Genomic DNA, 15,783 nt, shown 5'->3' with positions numbered 1-15,783 from the left:
TAACCGATTCGATGGCGCTATGGCACGGCGCTGATCTGCTGCCATAGCTCTGGGTCTACGGGGATCCCGAGACGGAGATTCTCTTCGCGGAGATGCAGTGTTTGTTCACCGGGATAGCGCAAGGGGCGAGCAGCATCGAGGGGTGTGATGCCGTGGAGATTTGCGATGATGCCTTCGGCAATCTGATTTAACTCTTCGGCGGCGCTTAAGTGAGAGGGATCGATGGCGAGAAAGATCTGCGATTGACCGGCTTCGTGCATGGGGTCGAGAGGGAACTGATGGGTGGCGAGTCCGCCGGAGAGCATGGCTGCCATCATGTCGAGGACAAGCGAAAGGCTGGAGCCTTTCCAGTAGCCGATGGGGAGGGCGCGCTGTGATTCCTCGATGGCTGCGGCGTCGGTGGTGAGATTGCCAGTAGTGTCGTAGCCACCGGGGACGGGGAGCGGCGCGTTGCGCTTGCTGTAGGCGGCGAGGCTTCCGTAGGAGAACTGTGACATGGCCATGTCGAGAACGACGTGTCCCTGCGGGCGCGGAACGGCAATGACGAGCGGGTTGTTGCCGACGGTGGGGATGGCGGTGCCCCAGGCGGGAAGATTGGCGAGGGTGTTGCTCCAGCAGAGGGCGAAGAGGCCGTGTTCGGCGGCGAGCCAGCCGTAGCTTCCGCCACGCATCCAGTGGTTGGTGTTGCCGAGTGCGACGGCTCCGATGCCGTTTTGTTTGGCGAGAGCGATGGTGCGTTGCATGGCGGCGTAGGCGTTGAGGTTGCCGGGGCCGCGGTGGCCGTCCCAGCGCTCGATACTGCCGAAGGCGGCGGTGCGCTCGGGTTCGGCGTTCACGTCGATGCTGCCGTTGCGGACCATTGCTTCGAAGCGTGGGAAGCGGTTGAGGCCGTGAGTGTAGACGCCGTCGCGTGTGGTTTCGGCGAAGAGGCGCGCGCAGAGGGCAGCGCGGTCGCTTTGAAGGCCTAGCTGCTGCATGGCTTTGAGGAGGGCAGCGTAGAGATCGGCGTAGGGGACTCGGAGCATGGGGATAGTTTATCCGCGTGCTGGCTTGAGACGTGGCAATGAGGTTATTTAAAACAGGCAACGGCAAATACAGGGGTCTCTCCACTGCGCTTGCACCCCAACGAGCAAGCTCGTCGGGGACCCGCCAGCTTCGATCGAGATGACGTGCGGTGATGGTTGTGTTGGATTGTGACTAAATCCAGCCGGCGTCGATGATGTAGTCCTGGCCGGTGATGGCGGAGCTGTCGTCGGCGGCGAGGAAGAGCAGAAGACGGGAGATTTCGTCGGGCATGACGTGACGCTTCAGGAACTGCACCTTGAAGAGCTCTTGCTCGTAGTCGGGGGACATGTAGAGGCGCTGCTGCTTTTCGGTGAGGACGGCCCCGGGAAGGACGGCGTTGACGCGGATGTTGGATGGGCCGAGGTCTTTGGCCATGGAGCGGCTCATACCGGTGATGGCTGCCTTGGCGGTGACGTAGACGGAGAGGTGCGCGGTGGGGATGCGCCACGAGATGGAGCTCATGTTAATGATGGAGCCGCCGCCTGCGGCCTTCATGCCGGGAGCGACGGCCTGCGCGGCAAAGAACTGGTGGTGAAGATTTGCGGCCAGGCCTGCGTGCCAGGAGTTGGGCGTGACGTCTTCGAAGCGGTGACGCTCGTCGTTGGCGGCGTTGTTGATGAGGACGCGCGGTGTGCCTAGTTGTTCGGTGACGGCGGCGATGGCGGCTTGCAGATTTTCGATGTTGGTGAGGTCGCAGTGGTGGTAGAGGGGTGCGTGCTTGCTGCGTGGAGTGAGGTCTTCGATCAATGCGAGCGCTGGTTTGTCGGCTACGTCGAGAAAGGCTACGCGAGCGCCTTGCAGGGCGAACTGCTCGACGGTGGCGGCACCGATGCCTGAGGCTCCGCCGGTGATGAGGACGACCTGATCGACAAGACTGGGGTAGGTGGCGTAGGTCGGCGCTGTGCTCATTGGATTTTCTCGCTAGTGGAGGAGTGGGGGAAGCTTGTCGGAGATGCCGAAGAGAAAGATGGCTCCGATGATAAAGCTATAGGCCGCGGTGAGCGAGGTTACGACGGTCTGGACACGCGGGCGGTTGGTTGCACCGGCGAAGATGCCTGAGGCAGATGCGGTCATCAGGGTATTCATCATGAGCAGACCAACGATGAAGGAGAGCAGGCCGATGAAGCCGCGGCTGGTGCCGCCGAGATTTGCTGCGAGGAGAAAGAGCAGGAGCTGCGATGGGGTTTCGGCGCCGAGGCCGTGGATGATGCCGACGACGAAGACGGAGCTCTGGTTGTACTGGAAGGCGAAGGGCTCGGGCTGCGGCGTGGCGGGGTTGAAGCGGCGACGGATCTGCCAGCCGGTGTAGCGGGCTCCGGAGATGAGAAGGGCGATGCGGCTGCGAGGGATGTGGTGGTGCTCGTGGCCGGGCTTGCGGCGGAGGAAGGTGACGAGCACATAGATGGCGAGGATGATGAGGGTGGCACCGACGAGGCGCTCGCTGACGGTGTCGAGATGCGCGGGGAGGGAGAGATGCAGGAAGATGACGGCGGAGCCGAGGAGGGCGACGGTAAGTGCGTGGCCGAGGGCGTAGAGCAGGCCGAGCTTCATGCCTTCGCGCCAGTTGCGCTGGACGCTGGTGATGTCGGAGATGGCGGCGAGGTGGTCGTAGTCGAAGCCGTGACGAAGGCCGAGTAGAAGACAGGAGAAGAGTGCGAGCTCGAGCGTGGACGACATGCTTGTTCCAAGGTACGGTGAGGAGCGGCGGGTTGCAAGCGGATGTGAGGGTAGCGTTGAGCGCGTCCTGCTCGTTAACAATAGAATGGCTATTGCATTAGTGAATGGAGAACGAATGGATTTCGAGAAGGTGATGCGGGAGGCAGTTGCTCCAAGGCCAAAGGTGGCGCGGCCGATTGTGCTGGTGGGTGCGGGTGGAATTGCGCACGACGCTCATCTTCCGGCTTATAAGAAGGCTGGGTTTTCTGTAGTTGCGGTGGTTGATAGGGACCGCGAAAAGGCGGAGACGCTGGCGAAGAAGTTTGCGATTCCTTTTGTCGCCGGGACGATTGCCGAGGCTGTGGCCTATGCGCCGAAGGATGCGGTGTTCGATTGCACAGTTCCGGCTCCGGCGCAGAGGGTGGTGCTGCCGCAGTTGCCAGATGGAGCGGCGGTACTGCTGCAGAAGCCGATGGGAGAGACGCTGGGTGAGGCTACCGAAATTTTGAAGCTCTGCCGGAGCAAGGGACTGACGGCGGCGGTGAACTTTCAGTTGCGGTGGGCTCCGAATATGCTGGCGGCACGTGCGCTGTACGATGCTGGTGCGTTGAGTGCGGTGCACGACATGGAAGTTTCTGTGAGCTGCCATATGCCGTGGGAGCTTTGGAGTTTTTTGAAGACGGCTCCGCGACTGGAGATTCTTTACCACTCGATTCACTATGTTGATCTGGTGCGGAGCTGGTTTGGGAATCCGCTGGGTGTGTATGCGAAGACGGTGAAGAGTCCGCGGACGGCCGAGCTTGCGGCGACGAAGAGCGTGATTACGTTCGACTATGGGGATGATAAGCGCGTGTTCATCGCGGCGAACCATAGCCACGACTTTGATCCGAAGATGCAGCGCAGCTTTGTGCAGTGGGAGGGAATGGAGGGCGCGATGCGGGCGCGGATGGGCGTGAATCTGAACTATCCGGTGGGGCTGCCGGATAATCTCGAATACATTGTTCGCGGCGATGCCGGATGGAGCGAAGGGCCGGTGAGCGGGAACTGGTTTCCGGATGCGTTTATGGGGTCGATGGGATCGTTGCAGGCTTATGTGCAGGGCGAAGCGTCGACGCTGCCTACGAGCGTGGAGGACGCGATCGACACGATGCGCACGGTGGAAGCGGCTTATATTTCGAACAGGCGCGGTGGAGTGGAGCTACCGGGACTTGAACTGGAGTAGGAATGAAACGCGCACTCTGACGCGACGAGTTGGGTCAGAGTGTGCGTTATTATTTTTCGGTTTTGAACTCAGCTAAGAGTTTTTGCGAAGCCTCGAAGGCTTTAGCGGAGTGCTCGTGTGCCTGGCGCGAGAGTTCGTGGGCGCTGAGATGGTCTTCTTTGTTGTGGGACATCGCTGCCGCGTTGTGGGCGTGTGCTGCCTGAAGATGGAACTCTGCGGCTCGCTGATGCATCTGGTAGGTATTCGTCTCGCCCATGGCAGGAATCTCCTGTGAGGTTGGATGCCATGGACGAGGTAGAGTTTTCCGGTGTTAGCGGCCCATCCAGCCACCGTCGACCGTGATGACGGTGCCGGTGACGTAGTTGCTGGCGTTGGAGCTGAGGAAGAGAGCGGCACCGGCGAGGTCCTGGGGCTGTCCCCAGCGGGCTGCGGGGATGCGTTCAAGGATCTGGCGGTTGCGAGTCTCGTCGGCTTGCAGGGCTTCGGTGTTGGTGGTGGCGAAGTAGCCGGGCGCGATGGCGTTGACCTGAATGCCTTTGGGTGCCCACTCGTTGGCAAGGGCCTTGGTGAGCTGGGCTACGCCGCCTTTGCTGGCTGCGTAGGCAGGGACGCGGATGCCGCCCTGGAAGCTGAGCAGAGAGGCGATGTTGACGATTTTTCCTGGTGCATTGCGCGAGATCATATCGCGAGCGGCGAGCTGCGAGAGCTGGAAGACGCTGGTGAGGTTGACCTGAAGGACCTGCTGCCAGTCTTCGAGAAGGGTGTCTTCAGCGGCGTTGCGGTGGATGGTTCCGGCGTTGTTGACAAGGATGTCGACGCGACCCAGTTTCTGCTTGACCTGGTGGAAGAGGGTCTCGGCCCCGGCGGTGCTGGAGAGATCGGCCTGAAAGGCTTCGGCGCGGCCACTGGCGGCGTTGATGGCGGCGGCGGTGTCGTCGGCGGGGCGACGGTTGCCGTGGACGGCTACGGTGGCTCCGGCCTGCGAGAGAGCGGTGGCGATGGCTGCGCCGAGGCCGCTGGCGGCTCCAGTGATGAGGGCTACTTTATTGTCGAGGCGGAAGAGGTCGAGTGCATTTGAGATATTTGACATCGTTAAGCCAATGTACCGCCCTGACGAGAGCAGGGCAACCCAGTGAGAATGATCTGGGGTGCCCTGATTTTCAGCTTTAGGTTGTGAAGGGAACTACCGGCGGGGATTGACAGGAACGCCCATGCCGCTGAGCTTGCTGCGTGCCTGCATTGCCTCGGGCGAGTTGGGGAAGCGCTGGATGAGAGCGCGCAGCTCGCGAACGCCGGCTGCGGTCTGCTTGGAGGCGATCAGCGCGTTGCCCTTGTGCAGGCGCGATACCGGGACCTTGTTGCTCGCGGGGTACTGCTCGATCACCTTGTCGTAGCTCTTGATGGCTTCGGCGTAGTGTCCGGCGCGATAGTCGATCTCTCCGCGATAGTAGTAGGCGTTTCCTGAGAGAGGATTGTCGGGGTAGTTCTTGGTGACATCGCCGAACTCTGACGCAGCGAGCGAATACTTGGCCGACATGTAGTCACCGAGAGCGGTCTTGTAGAGCTCGTCGGCAGGAGGAGCAGCCGGTGCGCCTGCTCCTGCATCGGCTGGCATAGGCGTTCCGGCAAGAGGCTTGCCGTCAGGCCCTGTGGTTGGCGCAGGCTGGTTGGCATCGGAAGGAGCGTTGGCAGGAGCGGCAGAGTTGTCGGGGATACCGCCACCAGCGGCAGGCTGCGCGTTCTGCATGCTGGCGCTCATCGACTGCTGCTGGTTCTGGATGTTCTGAAGCAGCTTTTCAAGATTGCCGAGGCGCGCCTTCAACTCGTCGATGGAGTCGTTCATCGACTGGATCTGCCCGGAGACCTGATCGATCTTATTACCTTGTGCGTTCTGCTGATCGAGCATCTGCTTCTTGAGATCGTCCATGTTCGACGACATCTTGTTGACGGCGTCGGCGCTCTGCTGGACGAGGTCCTTCATGACGCCCATGCGCTCGTCGTTGGTCTGCTGGAGACGGGCGACGGCATCCTGCAACTGCTGGACCTGGGTCTGGAGCTGGATCATGTCGCGGTTCGCGGCGAAGGCGGGCGTGGTGAAGACCATCACGGTGCCGAGAAGGGCGACCGAGGCGAGACGGATCGATTTGTTGGCGGAGGGAAGCTTGTTTTTTTCGTTGGCCATGGGCGACGCTCGGTTTTCTGGATGCTGTCAGCCCCCGTACAGTGAAGTGCACGGGGGCTGAGTGTGAGTGAACAACTACGTTGGACTAGCGATCGAGGGAGAACTGCGCACGGCGGTTCTGCTGCCAGCAGTTCTCATTCTCTTCGGTGCAGAACTGCTTCTCCTTGCCGTAGCTGATGACACGGAGACGGCTTGCGGCGACTCCGGCATTGACCAGCGCGGTGCGGGCAGAGTTGGCGCGGTTCTCACCGAGTGCGAGGTTGTACTCGGCCGATCCACGATCGTCGCAGTAGCCGCCGATGACGACCTTGATGGCGGGATGCGCCTGCAGATAGCTGGCAGCCTGCGAGATGGAGGACTGAGCATCGGGGCGGAGATCGTAGCTATCGTAGTCGAAGAAGACGTCCTTGACGTTCTGGTGGAAGACCTCGTCGCTGCCCATGTCGCCGTTCTCGTTGCTGGGAACGGTGGGTGCTTCGGGCACGCGGACGGTGACGCGAACGTTGGCCTCGGTGGTGCCGCCGTCACCCTTTGCGGTGAGATGGAAGTTGGTCGAGGTGGAGGGCGATACGGTCTGGGTGCCGTTGGCGTTCACCGGGCCGATGCCGTCGATGGTGACGCTGGTGGCATTCTCGGTACGCCAGTTGAGGACGACGGACTGGCCGAGGTCGATCGCTGTCGGATCGGCGGTGATGGTGGCCGTCGGTGCTGCTCCGGTCTCTGCAGGCCCAGGCCCGAGGCTATTCGGGTTAACGCCGCTGTGTTTCTTGTGGCAGCCGGTGACAGCTCCCAGTGCAATTACGGTAGCGGCCAACACAATGGCCCGGTTTATTTTGGTTCGCGTTACGTTCATCGTATCTCCCTTGCTCAGCAGCAGTATCTCAAACAATCAAAGTTGACTGCGAAACAACTTTCGCAGATGGACAAAAGTACTTATTTCCAGCTCCAATTTGGCATATCTGCACCAGCGCCGGTCAAGGCGTGTTTCTGCGTGCCGTCAGCAAGCATGGTCCAGATCTTGTTCTGTGCTGTTCTGCCGTTGGCGCTGCTGGCGTAGACGATGTGCCTGCCGTCGGGCGACCAGGAGGGGAAGTCGCATGGGCCCTGATCGTGGGTAAGCTGGATCCAGCGTTTGGTGGCGACTTCCATGACATAGATGTCCTGCCCGCCGGGAGCGCCGGGGCCATACTTGCGGTTCCAGGCGAAGGCGATGAACTGGCCGTTGGGCGACCATGACGGCGAAGAGGCGTAGCCGCCGTCGGTCATGCGCTGCACAGCTGAGCCGTCGGCGTCCATGATGTAGATCTGCGGCAGGCCGGTTCGTCCGCTGACCCAGGCGATCTGCGAGCTGGTCTTGGGGTTGTAGACGGGAGAGACGTCAGGGCCGCGGAAGCTGGTGATGCGGCGAGCGAGGCTGCCGTTGGCGTCCGAGATCCATATCTCCGGGTCGCCGGTACGTGAGGAAGAGTAGGCCACGTTGTTTCCGTCAGGAGACCATGCGGGTGAGATGTTGGTGCCGCCTGACTCGGGGAAGTTGACCATGCGGTTGAGCAGCAGCGAGTACATGCGAATCTGGAAGCCGTGCTTGCCCAGCGAAGAGAAGGCAAGGCGGGAGTTGTCGGGCGAGATGCGCGGTGAGATGGAGACGGTGCCGAGGTGGGTGATGGGGTGCTGGTTGGCCCCGTCGTAGTCCATGGCCCAGATCTCTTTGGTGCCGCCCGCTATTTTGACGTAGTAGATCTTGCTTTCGGCGATGCCGGGAGTGCCGCCACCGAGCCGGAAGATGATCTCGTCGGCGAAGCGGTGGGCTACCTGGCGGGCGGAGTCGTCCGAGGCTGCCTCGTTGTACTGCTTGGCGAGCACCTGAGGATACTGCGTGTTCTTCGCGTCGAAGAGATAGCCGTTGCAGATGATTCTGCCGTTCTGAACGCTGAAGCCTCCGAAGGCGACCATGGCCGCTGAAGAGGGAGCGGCGGCCCACTGCGCAAGGCTGATCTCTGCCGGAGCGCCGGGCGTGGACTGCGGCTGCAAGCTCTTGGAGACGACGTCGAAGATGCCCGCGTTGGCGAGATCGTTATAGAGGGTCGTATCGAAGGTGTGCTTGAACGGGGAGGTCTGTGGATCGGTCGAAAGCGGCTTGAAATCTGCGACAGCGATGCGGATGCTGGAGGCACCGCTGGAGGTTTCGGTCTTGAACCAGTCCTGTGCGTGGAGCGTTGAGACGCTGAGCAGAAGGACCGACATGGCTGCCAGCCAGATGGGCAGCCGCACGAAGCGACGATTGGATGTGCGGTCTGGGGTAAGCATTCTCTCCTATGGTAGATGCAAATAATAGACGCGGTGAGATTGAAAACGATAAAACACGTTATTGCCTGCGGTAATTGAATGTGTACTCAACAGTAATATGGTCACCCTGAGGCAAGGGGCCGAAGCCCTCGACTCGTTGCAGGGCACGGAGGGCGGAGGTGTCGAGCGTAGGAGAGCCGCTGCGGGTCTCGATGCGCGCGTTGGAGGGAACTCCCTCGCGATTGATGTCGAAGACGATGGTGACGCTCTTGCCGTTGGAGGCGATGGGATCGGCCTCCTGCGTGTACCAGTTCTGCGCGACGGTGCGATTGACGATGTTGACGTAGTAGGCGAAGCGGGCGCCGAAGGCACGGTCCTGCACGCTCATGCTGGCGGAGCCATTTTTCATCTGCATGGTCGCTTCGGGAATGCGGATGCCGCCGGTTTCGCCGGTAGTGGCCTTTTTAGGTTGAGGCGGCACAGGTTGAATATGCTTGGGAGGCTGCGGCGTCTCTTTCGGGGCGACTTTGGGCGGCTTCACAACCTTTTGCGGGATGGGAACAGCCTTCAGGTCTGGCGGTGGCGCGGTTTTTTCTTTTGCAATGACGGGCGCGGGGCTTGGTGTCTCTGAGGTGAGCACGCCGGTGTCGAGATCGCGCTGCTTGGGCGGAAGCGGGATGGACGCGACCATGGTGGCCTGAATCGCTCCGGCGTTCGAGGCGTTCTCGCCCCATGGAGGAGTGTGCGAGCGAAAGATATATGCCCAGCCGAGGATGAGTGCGACGACAAGTGCATGCAGCACGAGCGAGCCGACGAGGTTGCCGCCTAGTTTGTCGTCGGTGCGGGTGTCGCGGCTGTATTGGAGCTGTGTAGCTATGACCCGGTCCTCACTTGGCTTTACTTACTTTGGATCGGCTGGGTGACGATGCTGATGTCGGTGATGCCGGCCTGCTTGACCGCATCCATCACAGAGGCGAAGGCGCCGAAGGGTACACGCTCATCGGCACGCAGGTAGATGATGCGCTTTGCGGTAGGAGCAGAGCCGACGGTTCGCAGCAGGTTCGGCAGGTCGTTGACGTTGACCGGCTTGTCCTGCAGAAAGACGTTCTGGTCCTTGTCGATCGTGACGACCATGCGCTCTTCGGTGAGCTGGTTGACCGAGCGCGTCTTGGGGATGGCTACGATGACGCCGGACTGGAGCACGGGCGCAGTCAGCATGAAGATGAGGAGCAGAACGAGCACAACGTCGACCAACGGTGTGATGTTAATGTCGGCGAGCGCCGTCTGTGTGCGACCTTTGGCGGAGAAGGCCATTGCTAGAAGGCCCTCCGGCGTGGCTCTTCGGGTTGCTGGGGTTGTGCGGGCGGCGTCAGAAGAGCAGAGTTTTCAATGGCGTTGAGAAGCTCGCGGCCAAAGTCGTCCATGCGTGCGCCGAACTCGCGCAGGCGGGCGGTGAGCTGGTTGTAACCGACGACGGCGGGAATAGCGACGACGAGGCCTGCTGCGGTGGTGATGAGTGCTTCGGAGATGCCGGGGGCGACGGCGCGCAGTGTCGCTGCTCCCGCAGTGCCGAGGCCGTGGAAGGCGTCGATGATGCCCATGACGGTGCCGAAGAGGCCGATGAAGGGAGCGATGGCGGCGATGGTGGCGAGCCAGGTCATGCGGCTCTCCATCGCAGTGAGGGCTTCGCTGGAGGCGGTCTGCGCAGCGCGCTCAAGGGCGACGGGATTGCGAGGGAGTCCGCGTCCGCCGTTCTGGCGCTGATACTCGTCGTGGATCTCGATGAAGACGGGGACGAGCGGGCTGGGCTTGAACTGCTCGGCGACCGAGGCAATCTCGCTCAGGCGGCTGGATTTGCGGAAGGCGCGCACGAAACGCTGGCCCTGCATCTGAGCGCGGCGAAAACTCGACCACTTAGAGAGCATGATGGCCCAGGAGAAGACGCTGGCGATGAGCAGGATGACGAGCACCGTAAAGGCGACGGGACCGCTGTTGTGAACCATCTCCACGAGAGCGCTGCCGTTAGAGGCGATGGGTGCGGGGTTTGACGCGTCTTCCTGGAGGAGAGCAAGGGCAAAGGTCCAGAGCATAGTTATTGATCACCAGTCGTTAGTGTAAATCGTGGCTGCGGTGAAGTGCAGGTGGGGGCATCTGCTGTGATGCCTAAGGGACAACGATAGATGCTTCGGCACGAGGTTTGCTATCCTCGCGATACGTCATCCGACTGAGGCTTACATGCTGCTGGAATTGCGCGCGGAAAACTATGCTGTGATCGACCGTGCGGTCGCTAACTTCGGGTTGGGATTGAACCTGCTGACGGGAGAGACCGGCGCAGGGAAATCGATTTTGATCGACGCGCTGGCGCTGCTGCTGGGTGGCAAGGCGTCTGCCGATGTGGTGCGGCATGGGGCCGATAAGGCCGTGGTGGGATGCGTGTTCGAGATGACTCCCGGGGCGATGACGATTCTTGAGGCGAACGGGATCGATGCCGAGGCTGACCATATATTGCTTCGACGCGAGATAGCGGCGAATGGTAAGGGGCGGGTATTCGTCAATAATCAGCCCGCGACGGTGGGAGTGTTGCGGCAGTTGGCGCCGGAGCTTGCGCTGGTGCATTCGCAGGGCGAGACGCTGGGGTCGTTCGACCAGACGCAGCAGAGAATTTTGCTGGACCGGTTTGGTGCGATATCGACGGATGCTGTGGCTGAAGCGTTTGCGGTGTGGCGAGCTACGACCGACAAGCTTGATGAGTTGCAATCGGCAGAGCAGGACCGTTTGCGGATGGCAGACCTGTGGAGATTTCAGAGCAGGGAGATCGATCAGGCAGGGCTGTCGGCAGAGGACGAGGATGTTCAGTTAGAGGCTGAGAAGCGGGTGCTTGCTAACTCTGAAAAGCTTTATACGGCGGCGATGGGCGCGCATGAACTGCTCTACGAGTCGGAGAGTTCGGCAGAGGCGGCGCTGGGATCGGCGTTGAAGCATCTGGAGGAACTGGCGCGGTATGATGCGCGGTTTCAAGAGCCTGCACAACAGCTGGCGGCAGCGAAGGCCGCGGTTGAAGATGTGGATGCCGAGGTGCGCGACTTTGCTGACAATATTCATGCTGCGCCGGGACGGTTGGAGGAGATTGAAGATCGGCTGGCGGCTCTCGATCGGTTGAAGCGCAAGTACGGGCAGACCTTGGCGGAGGTTATCGCCTTTGGTGCGGAGGCTGCGCGGCAACTGAGCGAGGTGGAGAACAGGGATGCTCTGCTGCTGGAGCTGAAGGCAAAAGAGTTGCAGGATGCTGCGGCTTATCAGGCAGCTGCGAAACAGCTTTCGGCAAGCAGGGCAGAGGCGGCGAAGAAGCTGGAGAAGCTGGCCGAGGCGCAGATCAACGATCTGGCTATGAGCACGAAGTTCAAGATTCAGGTGACGATGGAGCAGGCTTCGAGCGCTTGGACGGCGCATGGATGGGACCAGGTGGAGTGCCTGATTGCTACCAATGCGGGGGAGCCGCTGAAGCCGTTGCATGAGATTGCCTCAGGCGGCGAGATGTCGCGCGTAATGCTGGCGCTGAAGGTGACGGTAGAAGAAGGCGTTGCAGGCGTGAGGAAGAAAAAGGCTCCTCTGCCGCGCACGCTGGTTTTTGACGAGATTGATATCGGTATTGGCGGACGGGCTGCCGAGGCGGTGGGGAAGAAATTGAAGACACTGTCGAAGGGGCAGCAGGTCTTGTGCATCACGCATCTTCCTCAGATTGCAGCGTTTGGCGACCAGCATTTCCTGATAGAGAAGACTGAGAAGCGGGGGCGGACGCAGACGGACGTTCGATTGATGGAAGACACCGAGCGCACGCAGGAGATAGCCCGGATGTTGAGCGGGGCGAAGCTGACCGAGACCAGTTTGAAGCACGCTGAACATCTTCTGCAAAGTAGCCGCTAGGGGGCGCATCTTCGCCGCAGGCGATGGCATCCCACAGACTAGGCAAGTCCTGGAGGAATAACAATGGCTACAGAATCGAAGAAATGTGCGATGGAGGGTTGTACCTGTGTAGCAGCTGAGGGCAAAAAATATTGCTCAACCTACTGTGAAAATGCCAAGGGTGTAACAACATTGAAGTGCGGATGCGGACATCCTGGCTGCGGTGGAAAGTTATAGTTTGATTGGCCTCTAAGCCTTTGATGGGGAATGTTTTAGAAAACCTTTCTGAAAGTTGAGGGGAGACGTATCTTTGATTTCGCCGTTGTGGGCTCTCGTGCACCAAGGATGGTTCAAATTCACCCCAAATCGACCCTGAACGCGGTATACTGGTAGGCGTGACTACAACCACTCTTGACCACGCTGCGATCGATCAGAGCAGCTCTCCTAAAACCAAACGAGTTCTCCTCCTCAAGCCCCGCGGCTTCTGCGCTGGCGTTGTGCGTGCGATCGATGTCGTTCAGATTGCGTTGGAGACCTTTGGCGCGCCGATCTATGTCCGTAAAGAGATTGTGCACAACAGCTATGTCGTGACTGACCTGGCCAAGAAGGGTGCCATCTTCGTCAATGAACTGGACGAGGTTCCTGAGGGCGCTCGTGTGATCTATTCCGCTCATGGCGTTTCGCCTGCGGTTCGGGAACGTGCCAAGGAGCGCGGCCTGAAGGTTGTCGATGCGACCTGCCCGCTGGTGACCAAGGTGCACGTGGAGGCGATTAAGTTTGCCAAGCAGGGTTATTCGCTTGTGTTGGTAGGGCATCGCGATCACGAAGAGGTTGAAGGAACGCAGGGCGAAGCGCCGAGTGTGACCCAGGTGGTTTCGACGGTTGAAGAGGTTGAAGCGCTGGTGGTTCCGGACCCGAACAAGGTGGCCTACCTGACGCAGACGACGCTCTCGCTGGATGAGGCCCGGTATATGATCGAGGCGCTGAAGAAGAAGTTCCCCAACATTGTTGGGCCGCACGCGCAGGATATCTGCTATGCGACGGAGAACCGCCAGACCGCAGTGAAGAACGTTGCCCATGGGGCGGATGTTGTACTGGTGGTTGGCTCGCGCAACAGCTCGAACTCGAATCGGCTTGTGGAAGTCTCACAGAATCTGGGAACAAACTCTTACCTGATCGATAAGGCAGAGGACATCAAGCTGGAGTGGCTTGATGGCGTCGATACGGTAGCCGTGACCGCTGGAGCTTCTGCTCCTGAGGTTTTGGTGAAGGATGTTGTTGAGTATCTGCAAACGAAAGGCTATGGTTCGGTTGATGAGGTGGAAGTGATGCCGGAGAATGTTCGCTTCGGTTTGCCTCCTGAGATCGTCCAAGCTATTGCGTCGGCTCCGCAGGCTTCACGCTGAGCGGAAAGTTCCAACCAGAGAGTTCGGTATTCATGAGTACATCTTCAAGTAATCCGAGGACCGCAAACCAGTCGGCGCAGCCGCGCTTTGGCCGAATGGACCTCGGATTAGAGCATGTGGCGAATGGAATCGCCCGTGCCAAGGATTGGCTGTTGGGCCAGCAAGACCCTGAGGGATACTGGTGCGGCGAGCTTGAAGCGGACAGTATGCTCGAGTCCGACTACATCTTCATGCATACTCTGCTGGGGACGGGCGATCCGGGCAAGATGGAGCGGGCGCTCAATGAGATTCTTCGCCATCAGAACGAAGACGGCGGATGGAGCCTCTATCCTGGCGGGCCTTCGAACATCAGCTATGGCGTAAAGGCCTATCTGGCGTTGAAGCTGATGGGGTGGTCGAAGGACCATCCGGTGTTGGTGAAGGCGCGCGAGTGGGTGCTTGCTCATGGCGGCGTGGTGGAGTGCAACACCTTCACCAAGATCTATCTGTGCGCGCTGGGACAGTACGACTACGATGCGGTGCCTGCAATTCCGCCGGAGATCGTTCTCTTTCCCAACTGGTTTTACTTCAATCTCTATGAGATTTCTTCGTGGTCGCGCGGCATTCTGGTGCCGCTGTCGATCATCTATTCGAAGAAGCCGTTCAAGAAGATTTCGCCGGAGCAGGGAATTGACGAACTGTTTGTGGGCGGGCGGCAAAACTCGAACCTGCATCTGCGCTGGGACAAGAAGCATCCGATAAGCTGGCGCAATTTCTTTCTCTTCACCGATCGCATGGTTCACTGGTTTGAGCGGGTGCACATTCGGCCGTTGCGGAAGATTGCGATCAAGAAGGCCGAGAAGTGGATGCTGGAGCGCTTTGAGAAGTCAGATGGGTTAGGCGCGATCTATCCCGCGATGCTGAACTCGATCGTTGCGTTGCGCTGCCTGGACTACTCTGTCGATGATCCACAGATGATTCGGGCGATGGACGAGTTTGAGAAGCTAGGCATCGACTGCCCTGAGGGAACGCCCGACTATGCGCCCCCGACCTTTCGTATGCAGCCATGCTTTCCGCCCGTATGGGATACGGCTCAGGCGATGTATGCACTCGGCGAGGCTGGCATTGCCAAGGACGATCCGCGCATGTTGAAGGCGGCGGACTGGATTCTCTCCAAGGAAGTTCGCCAGAAGGGCGACTGGGCGGAGAAGGTCAAAAACGTCGAGCCGGGTGGATGGTACTTCGAGTTCAATAATGAGTTCTATCCGGATATCGATGACACGGGCCAGGTTCTGCTTGCGTTGAACTTTGTCGACAATCCTCGCGAGCGTTATCAGCACGAAGTATGCCAGCGCGCACTGAACTGGATATGGGCGATGCAGTGCAAGAACGGTGGCTGGGCTGCGTTTGATAAAGACAACACCAAGAGCATCTTTCAGTACGTTCCGTTTGCCGACCACAACGCCATGCTCGACCCACCGACGGTTGACATTACGGGCCGCATGCTGGAGATGTTGGCGCAGTATGGCTTTACTCGTAAAGACACGCGCGTCGAAAAGGCTGTGCAGTTCATTTTGAAAGAGCAGGAGTCGGACGGAAGCTGGTTTGGACGCTGGGGCGTCAACTATCTTTACGGCACGTTCCTGGTACTGCGCGGGCTGGAGGCGATGGGCTTCTGGAATCACGAGCCTGCCATTCAGCAGGCTGCCGAATGGATTCGCATGGTTCAGAACGCAGACGGCGGCTGGGGCGAGACCTGCGGCACCTACGACGATCCTAACCAGCGCGGCATTGGGCCGAGCACGCCGTCGCAGACGGCATGGGCCTTGCTTGGATTACTGGCTGCTGGAGACACTCGTTCGGATTCGGTGGCAAAGGGAATTCGCTGGCTGGTTGAAAAGCAGCATGAAGATGGAAGCTGGAGTGAACTGGTGCCGGGGCGCAATGGCGAGAGCTATTACACCGGGACGGGCTTTCCGCGAGTCTTTTATCTTGGATATCACTTATATAAGCAGTACTTCCCGTTGTTGGCATTGACAACCTATCACCGTGCCATGGGAAGTGAAGAGGCAAAGTAGCCGAAG

At 59.8% G+C, this 15,783-nt stretch carries 15 protein-coding genes; 4 read left to right on the top strand and 11 right to left on the bottom strand.

From position 1 onward, the window contains the following. Positions 1-17 precede the first annotated feature (17 nt). The 3 genes from yiaK to IEW09_RS07405 form a co-directional block, all read right to left on the bottom strand. On the bottom strand, positions 18-1,025 hold the full coding sequence (yiaK, locus tag IEW09_RS07415; RefSeq protein ID WP_188553552.1) for a 3-dehydro-L-gulonate 2-dehydrogenase: 1,008 nt from the start codon (positions 1,023-1,025) through the stop codon (positions 18-20). 172 nt (positions 1,026-1,197) lie between these two features. Further along, a complete protein-coding gene (locus IEW09_RS07410; protein ID WP_188553551.1) occupies positions 1,198-1,974 on the bottom strand; it encodes an SDR family NAD(P)-dependent oxidoreductase in 777 nt (258 codons plus the stop codon). A 12-nt stretch (positions 1,975-1,986) separates the two neighbouring features. After that, entirely contained in the window at positions 1,987-2,742 is a 756-nt protein-coding gene (locus tag IEW09_RS07405; protein ID WP_188553550.1) for a HoxN/HupN/NixA family nickel/cobalt transporter, read from the bottom strand. 115 nt (positions 2,743-2,857) lie between these two features. Between IEW09_RS07405 and IEW09_RS07400 the strand changes: the two genes are divergently transcribed. Continuing rightward, complete coding sequence (locus tag IEW09_RS07400) at positions 2,858-3,943, top strand: Gfo/Idh/MocA family protein (protein ID WP_229739166.1); 1,086 nt, start codon at positions 2,858-2,860, stop codon at positions 3,941-3,943. Positions 3,944-3,992: 49 nt separating this feature from the next. Here the strand turns inward: IEW09_RS07400 and IEW09_RS07395 are convergent, their stop codons facing one another. The 8 genes from IEW09_RS07395 to IEW09_RS07360 form a co-directional block, all read right to left on the bottom strand. After that, a complete protein-coding gene (locus IEW09_RS07395; RefSeq protein WP_229739165.1) occupies positions 3,993-4,199 on the bottom strand; it encodes a hypothetical protein in 207 nt (68 codons plus the stop codon). Positions 4,200-4,253: 54 nt separating this feature from the next. Further along, a complete protein-coding gene (locus IEW09_RS07390) occupies positions 4,254-5,033 on the bottom strand; it encodes a glucose 1-dehydrogenase (RefSeq protein ID WP_188553549.1) in 780 nt (259 codons plus the stop codon). Between the two features lie 93 nt (positions 5,034-5,126). Further along, on the bottom strand, positions 5,127-6,125 hold the full coding sequence (locus IEW09_RS07385; RefSeq protein WP_188553548.1) for a tetratricopeptide repeat protein: 999 nt from the start codon (positions 6,123-6,125) through the stop codon (positions 5,127-5,129). 85 nt (positions 6,126-6,210) lie between these two features. Continuing rightward, positions 6,211-6,978, bottom strand: a complete 768-nt coding sequence (gene pal / locus IEW09_RS07380) for a peptidoglycan-associated lipoprotein Pal (RefSeq protein WP_188553547.1) — start codon at positions 6,976-6,978, stop codon at positions 6,211-6,213. A gap of 80 nt (positions 6,979-7,058) precedes the next feature. Then, positions 7,059-8,432 carry a Tol-Pal system beta propeller repeat protein TolB gene (tolB, locus tag IEW09_RS07375; RefSeq protein ID WP_188553546.1) on the bottom strand — a complete coding sequence of 458 codons (1,374 nt, stop codon included), beginning with the start codon at positions 8,430-8,432 and terminating at the stop codon, positions 7,059-7,061. Between the two features lie 58 nt (positions 8,433-8,490). Further along, positions 8,491-9,213 carry an energy transducer TonB family protein gene (locus IEW09_RS07370; protein WP_188553545.1) on the bottom strand — a complete coding sequence of 241 codons (723 nt, stop codon included), beginning with the start codon at positions 9,211-9,213 and terminating at the stop codon, positions 8,491-8,493. Positions 9,214-9,308: 95 nt separating this feature from the next. Then, positions 9,309-9,725, bottom strand: a complete 417-nt coding sequence (locus IEW09_RS07365) for an ExbD/TolR family protein (RefSeq protein ID WP_188553544.1) — start codon at positions 9,723-9,725, stop codon at positions 9,309-9,311. A 2-nt stretch (positions 9,726-9,727) separates the two neighbouring features. Next, entirely contained in the window at positions 9,728-10,501 is a 774-nt protein-coding gene (locus tag IEW09_RS07360) for a MotA/TolQ/ExbB proton channel family protein (RefSeq protein ID WP_188553543.1), read from the bottom strand. Between the two features lie 145 nt (positions 10,502-10,646). Between IEW09_RS07360 and recN the strand changes: the two genes are divergently transcribed. From recN to shc, 3 genes are all read left to right on the top strand, one after another. After that, positions 10,647-12,335, top strand: coding sequence for a DNA repair protein RecN (gene recN, locus IEW09_RS07355; protein WP_188553542.1), 1,689 nt, complete (start codon positions 10,647-10,649; stop codon positions 12,333-12,335). A gap of 374 nt (positions 12,336-12,709) precedes the next feature. Then, a complete protein-coding gene (locus IEW09_RS07350; protein ID WP_188553541.1) occupies positions 12,710-13,720 on the top strand; it encodes a 4-hydroxy-3-methylbut-2-enyl diphosphate reductase in 1,011 nt (336 codons plus the stop codon). Between the two features lie 32 nt (positions 13,721-13,752). Further along, positions 13,753-15,777 carry a squalene--hopene cyclase gene (gene shc / locus IEW09_RS07345; RefSeq protein ID WP_188553540.1) on the top strand — a complete coding sequence of 675 codons (2,025 nt, stop codon included), beginning with the start codon at positions 13,753-13,755 and terminating at the stop codon, positions 15,775-15,777. The last annotated feature ends 6 nt before the right edge of the window (positions 15,778-15,783 follow it).

It is taken from the genome of Edaphobacter dinghuensis (genome assembly GCF_014640335.1).
Taxonomy (GTDB): Bacteria; Acidobacteriota; Terriglobia; order Terriglobales; family Acidobacteriaceae; genus Edaphobacter; species Edaphobacter dinghuensis.
The sequence above is the reverse complement of the archived record's forward strand: the minus strand, read 5'-3'. Positions and strand labels throughout refer to the sequence as shown.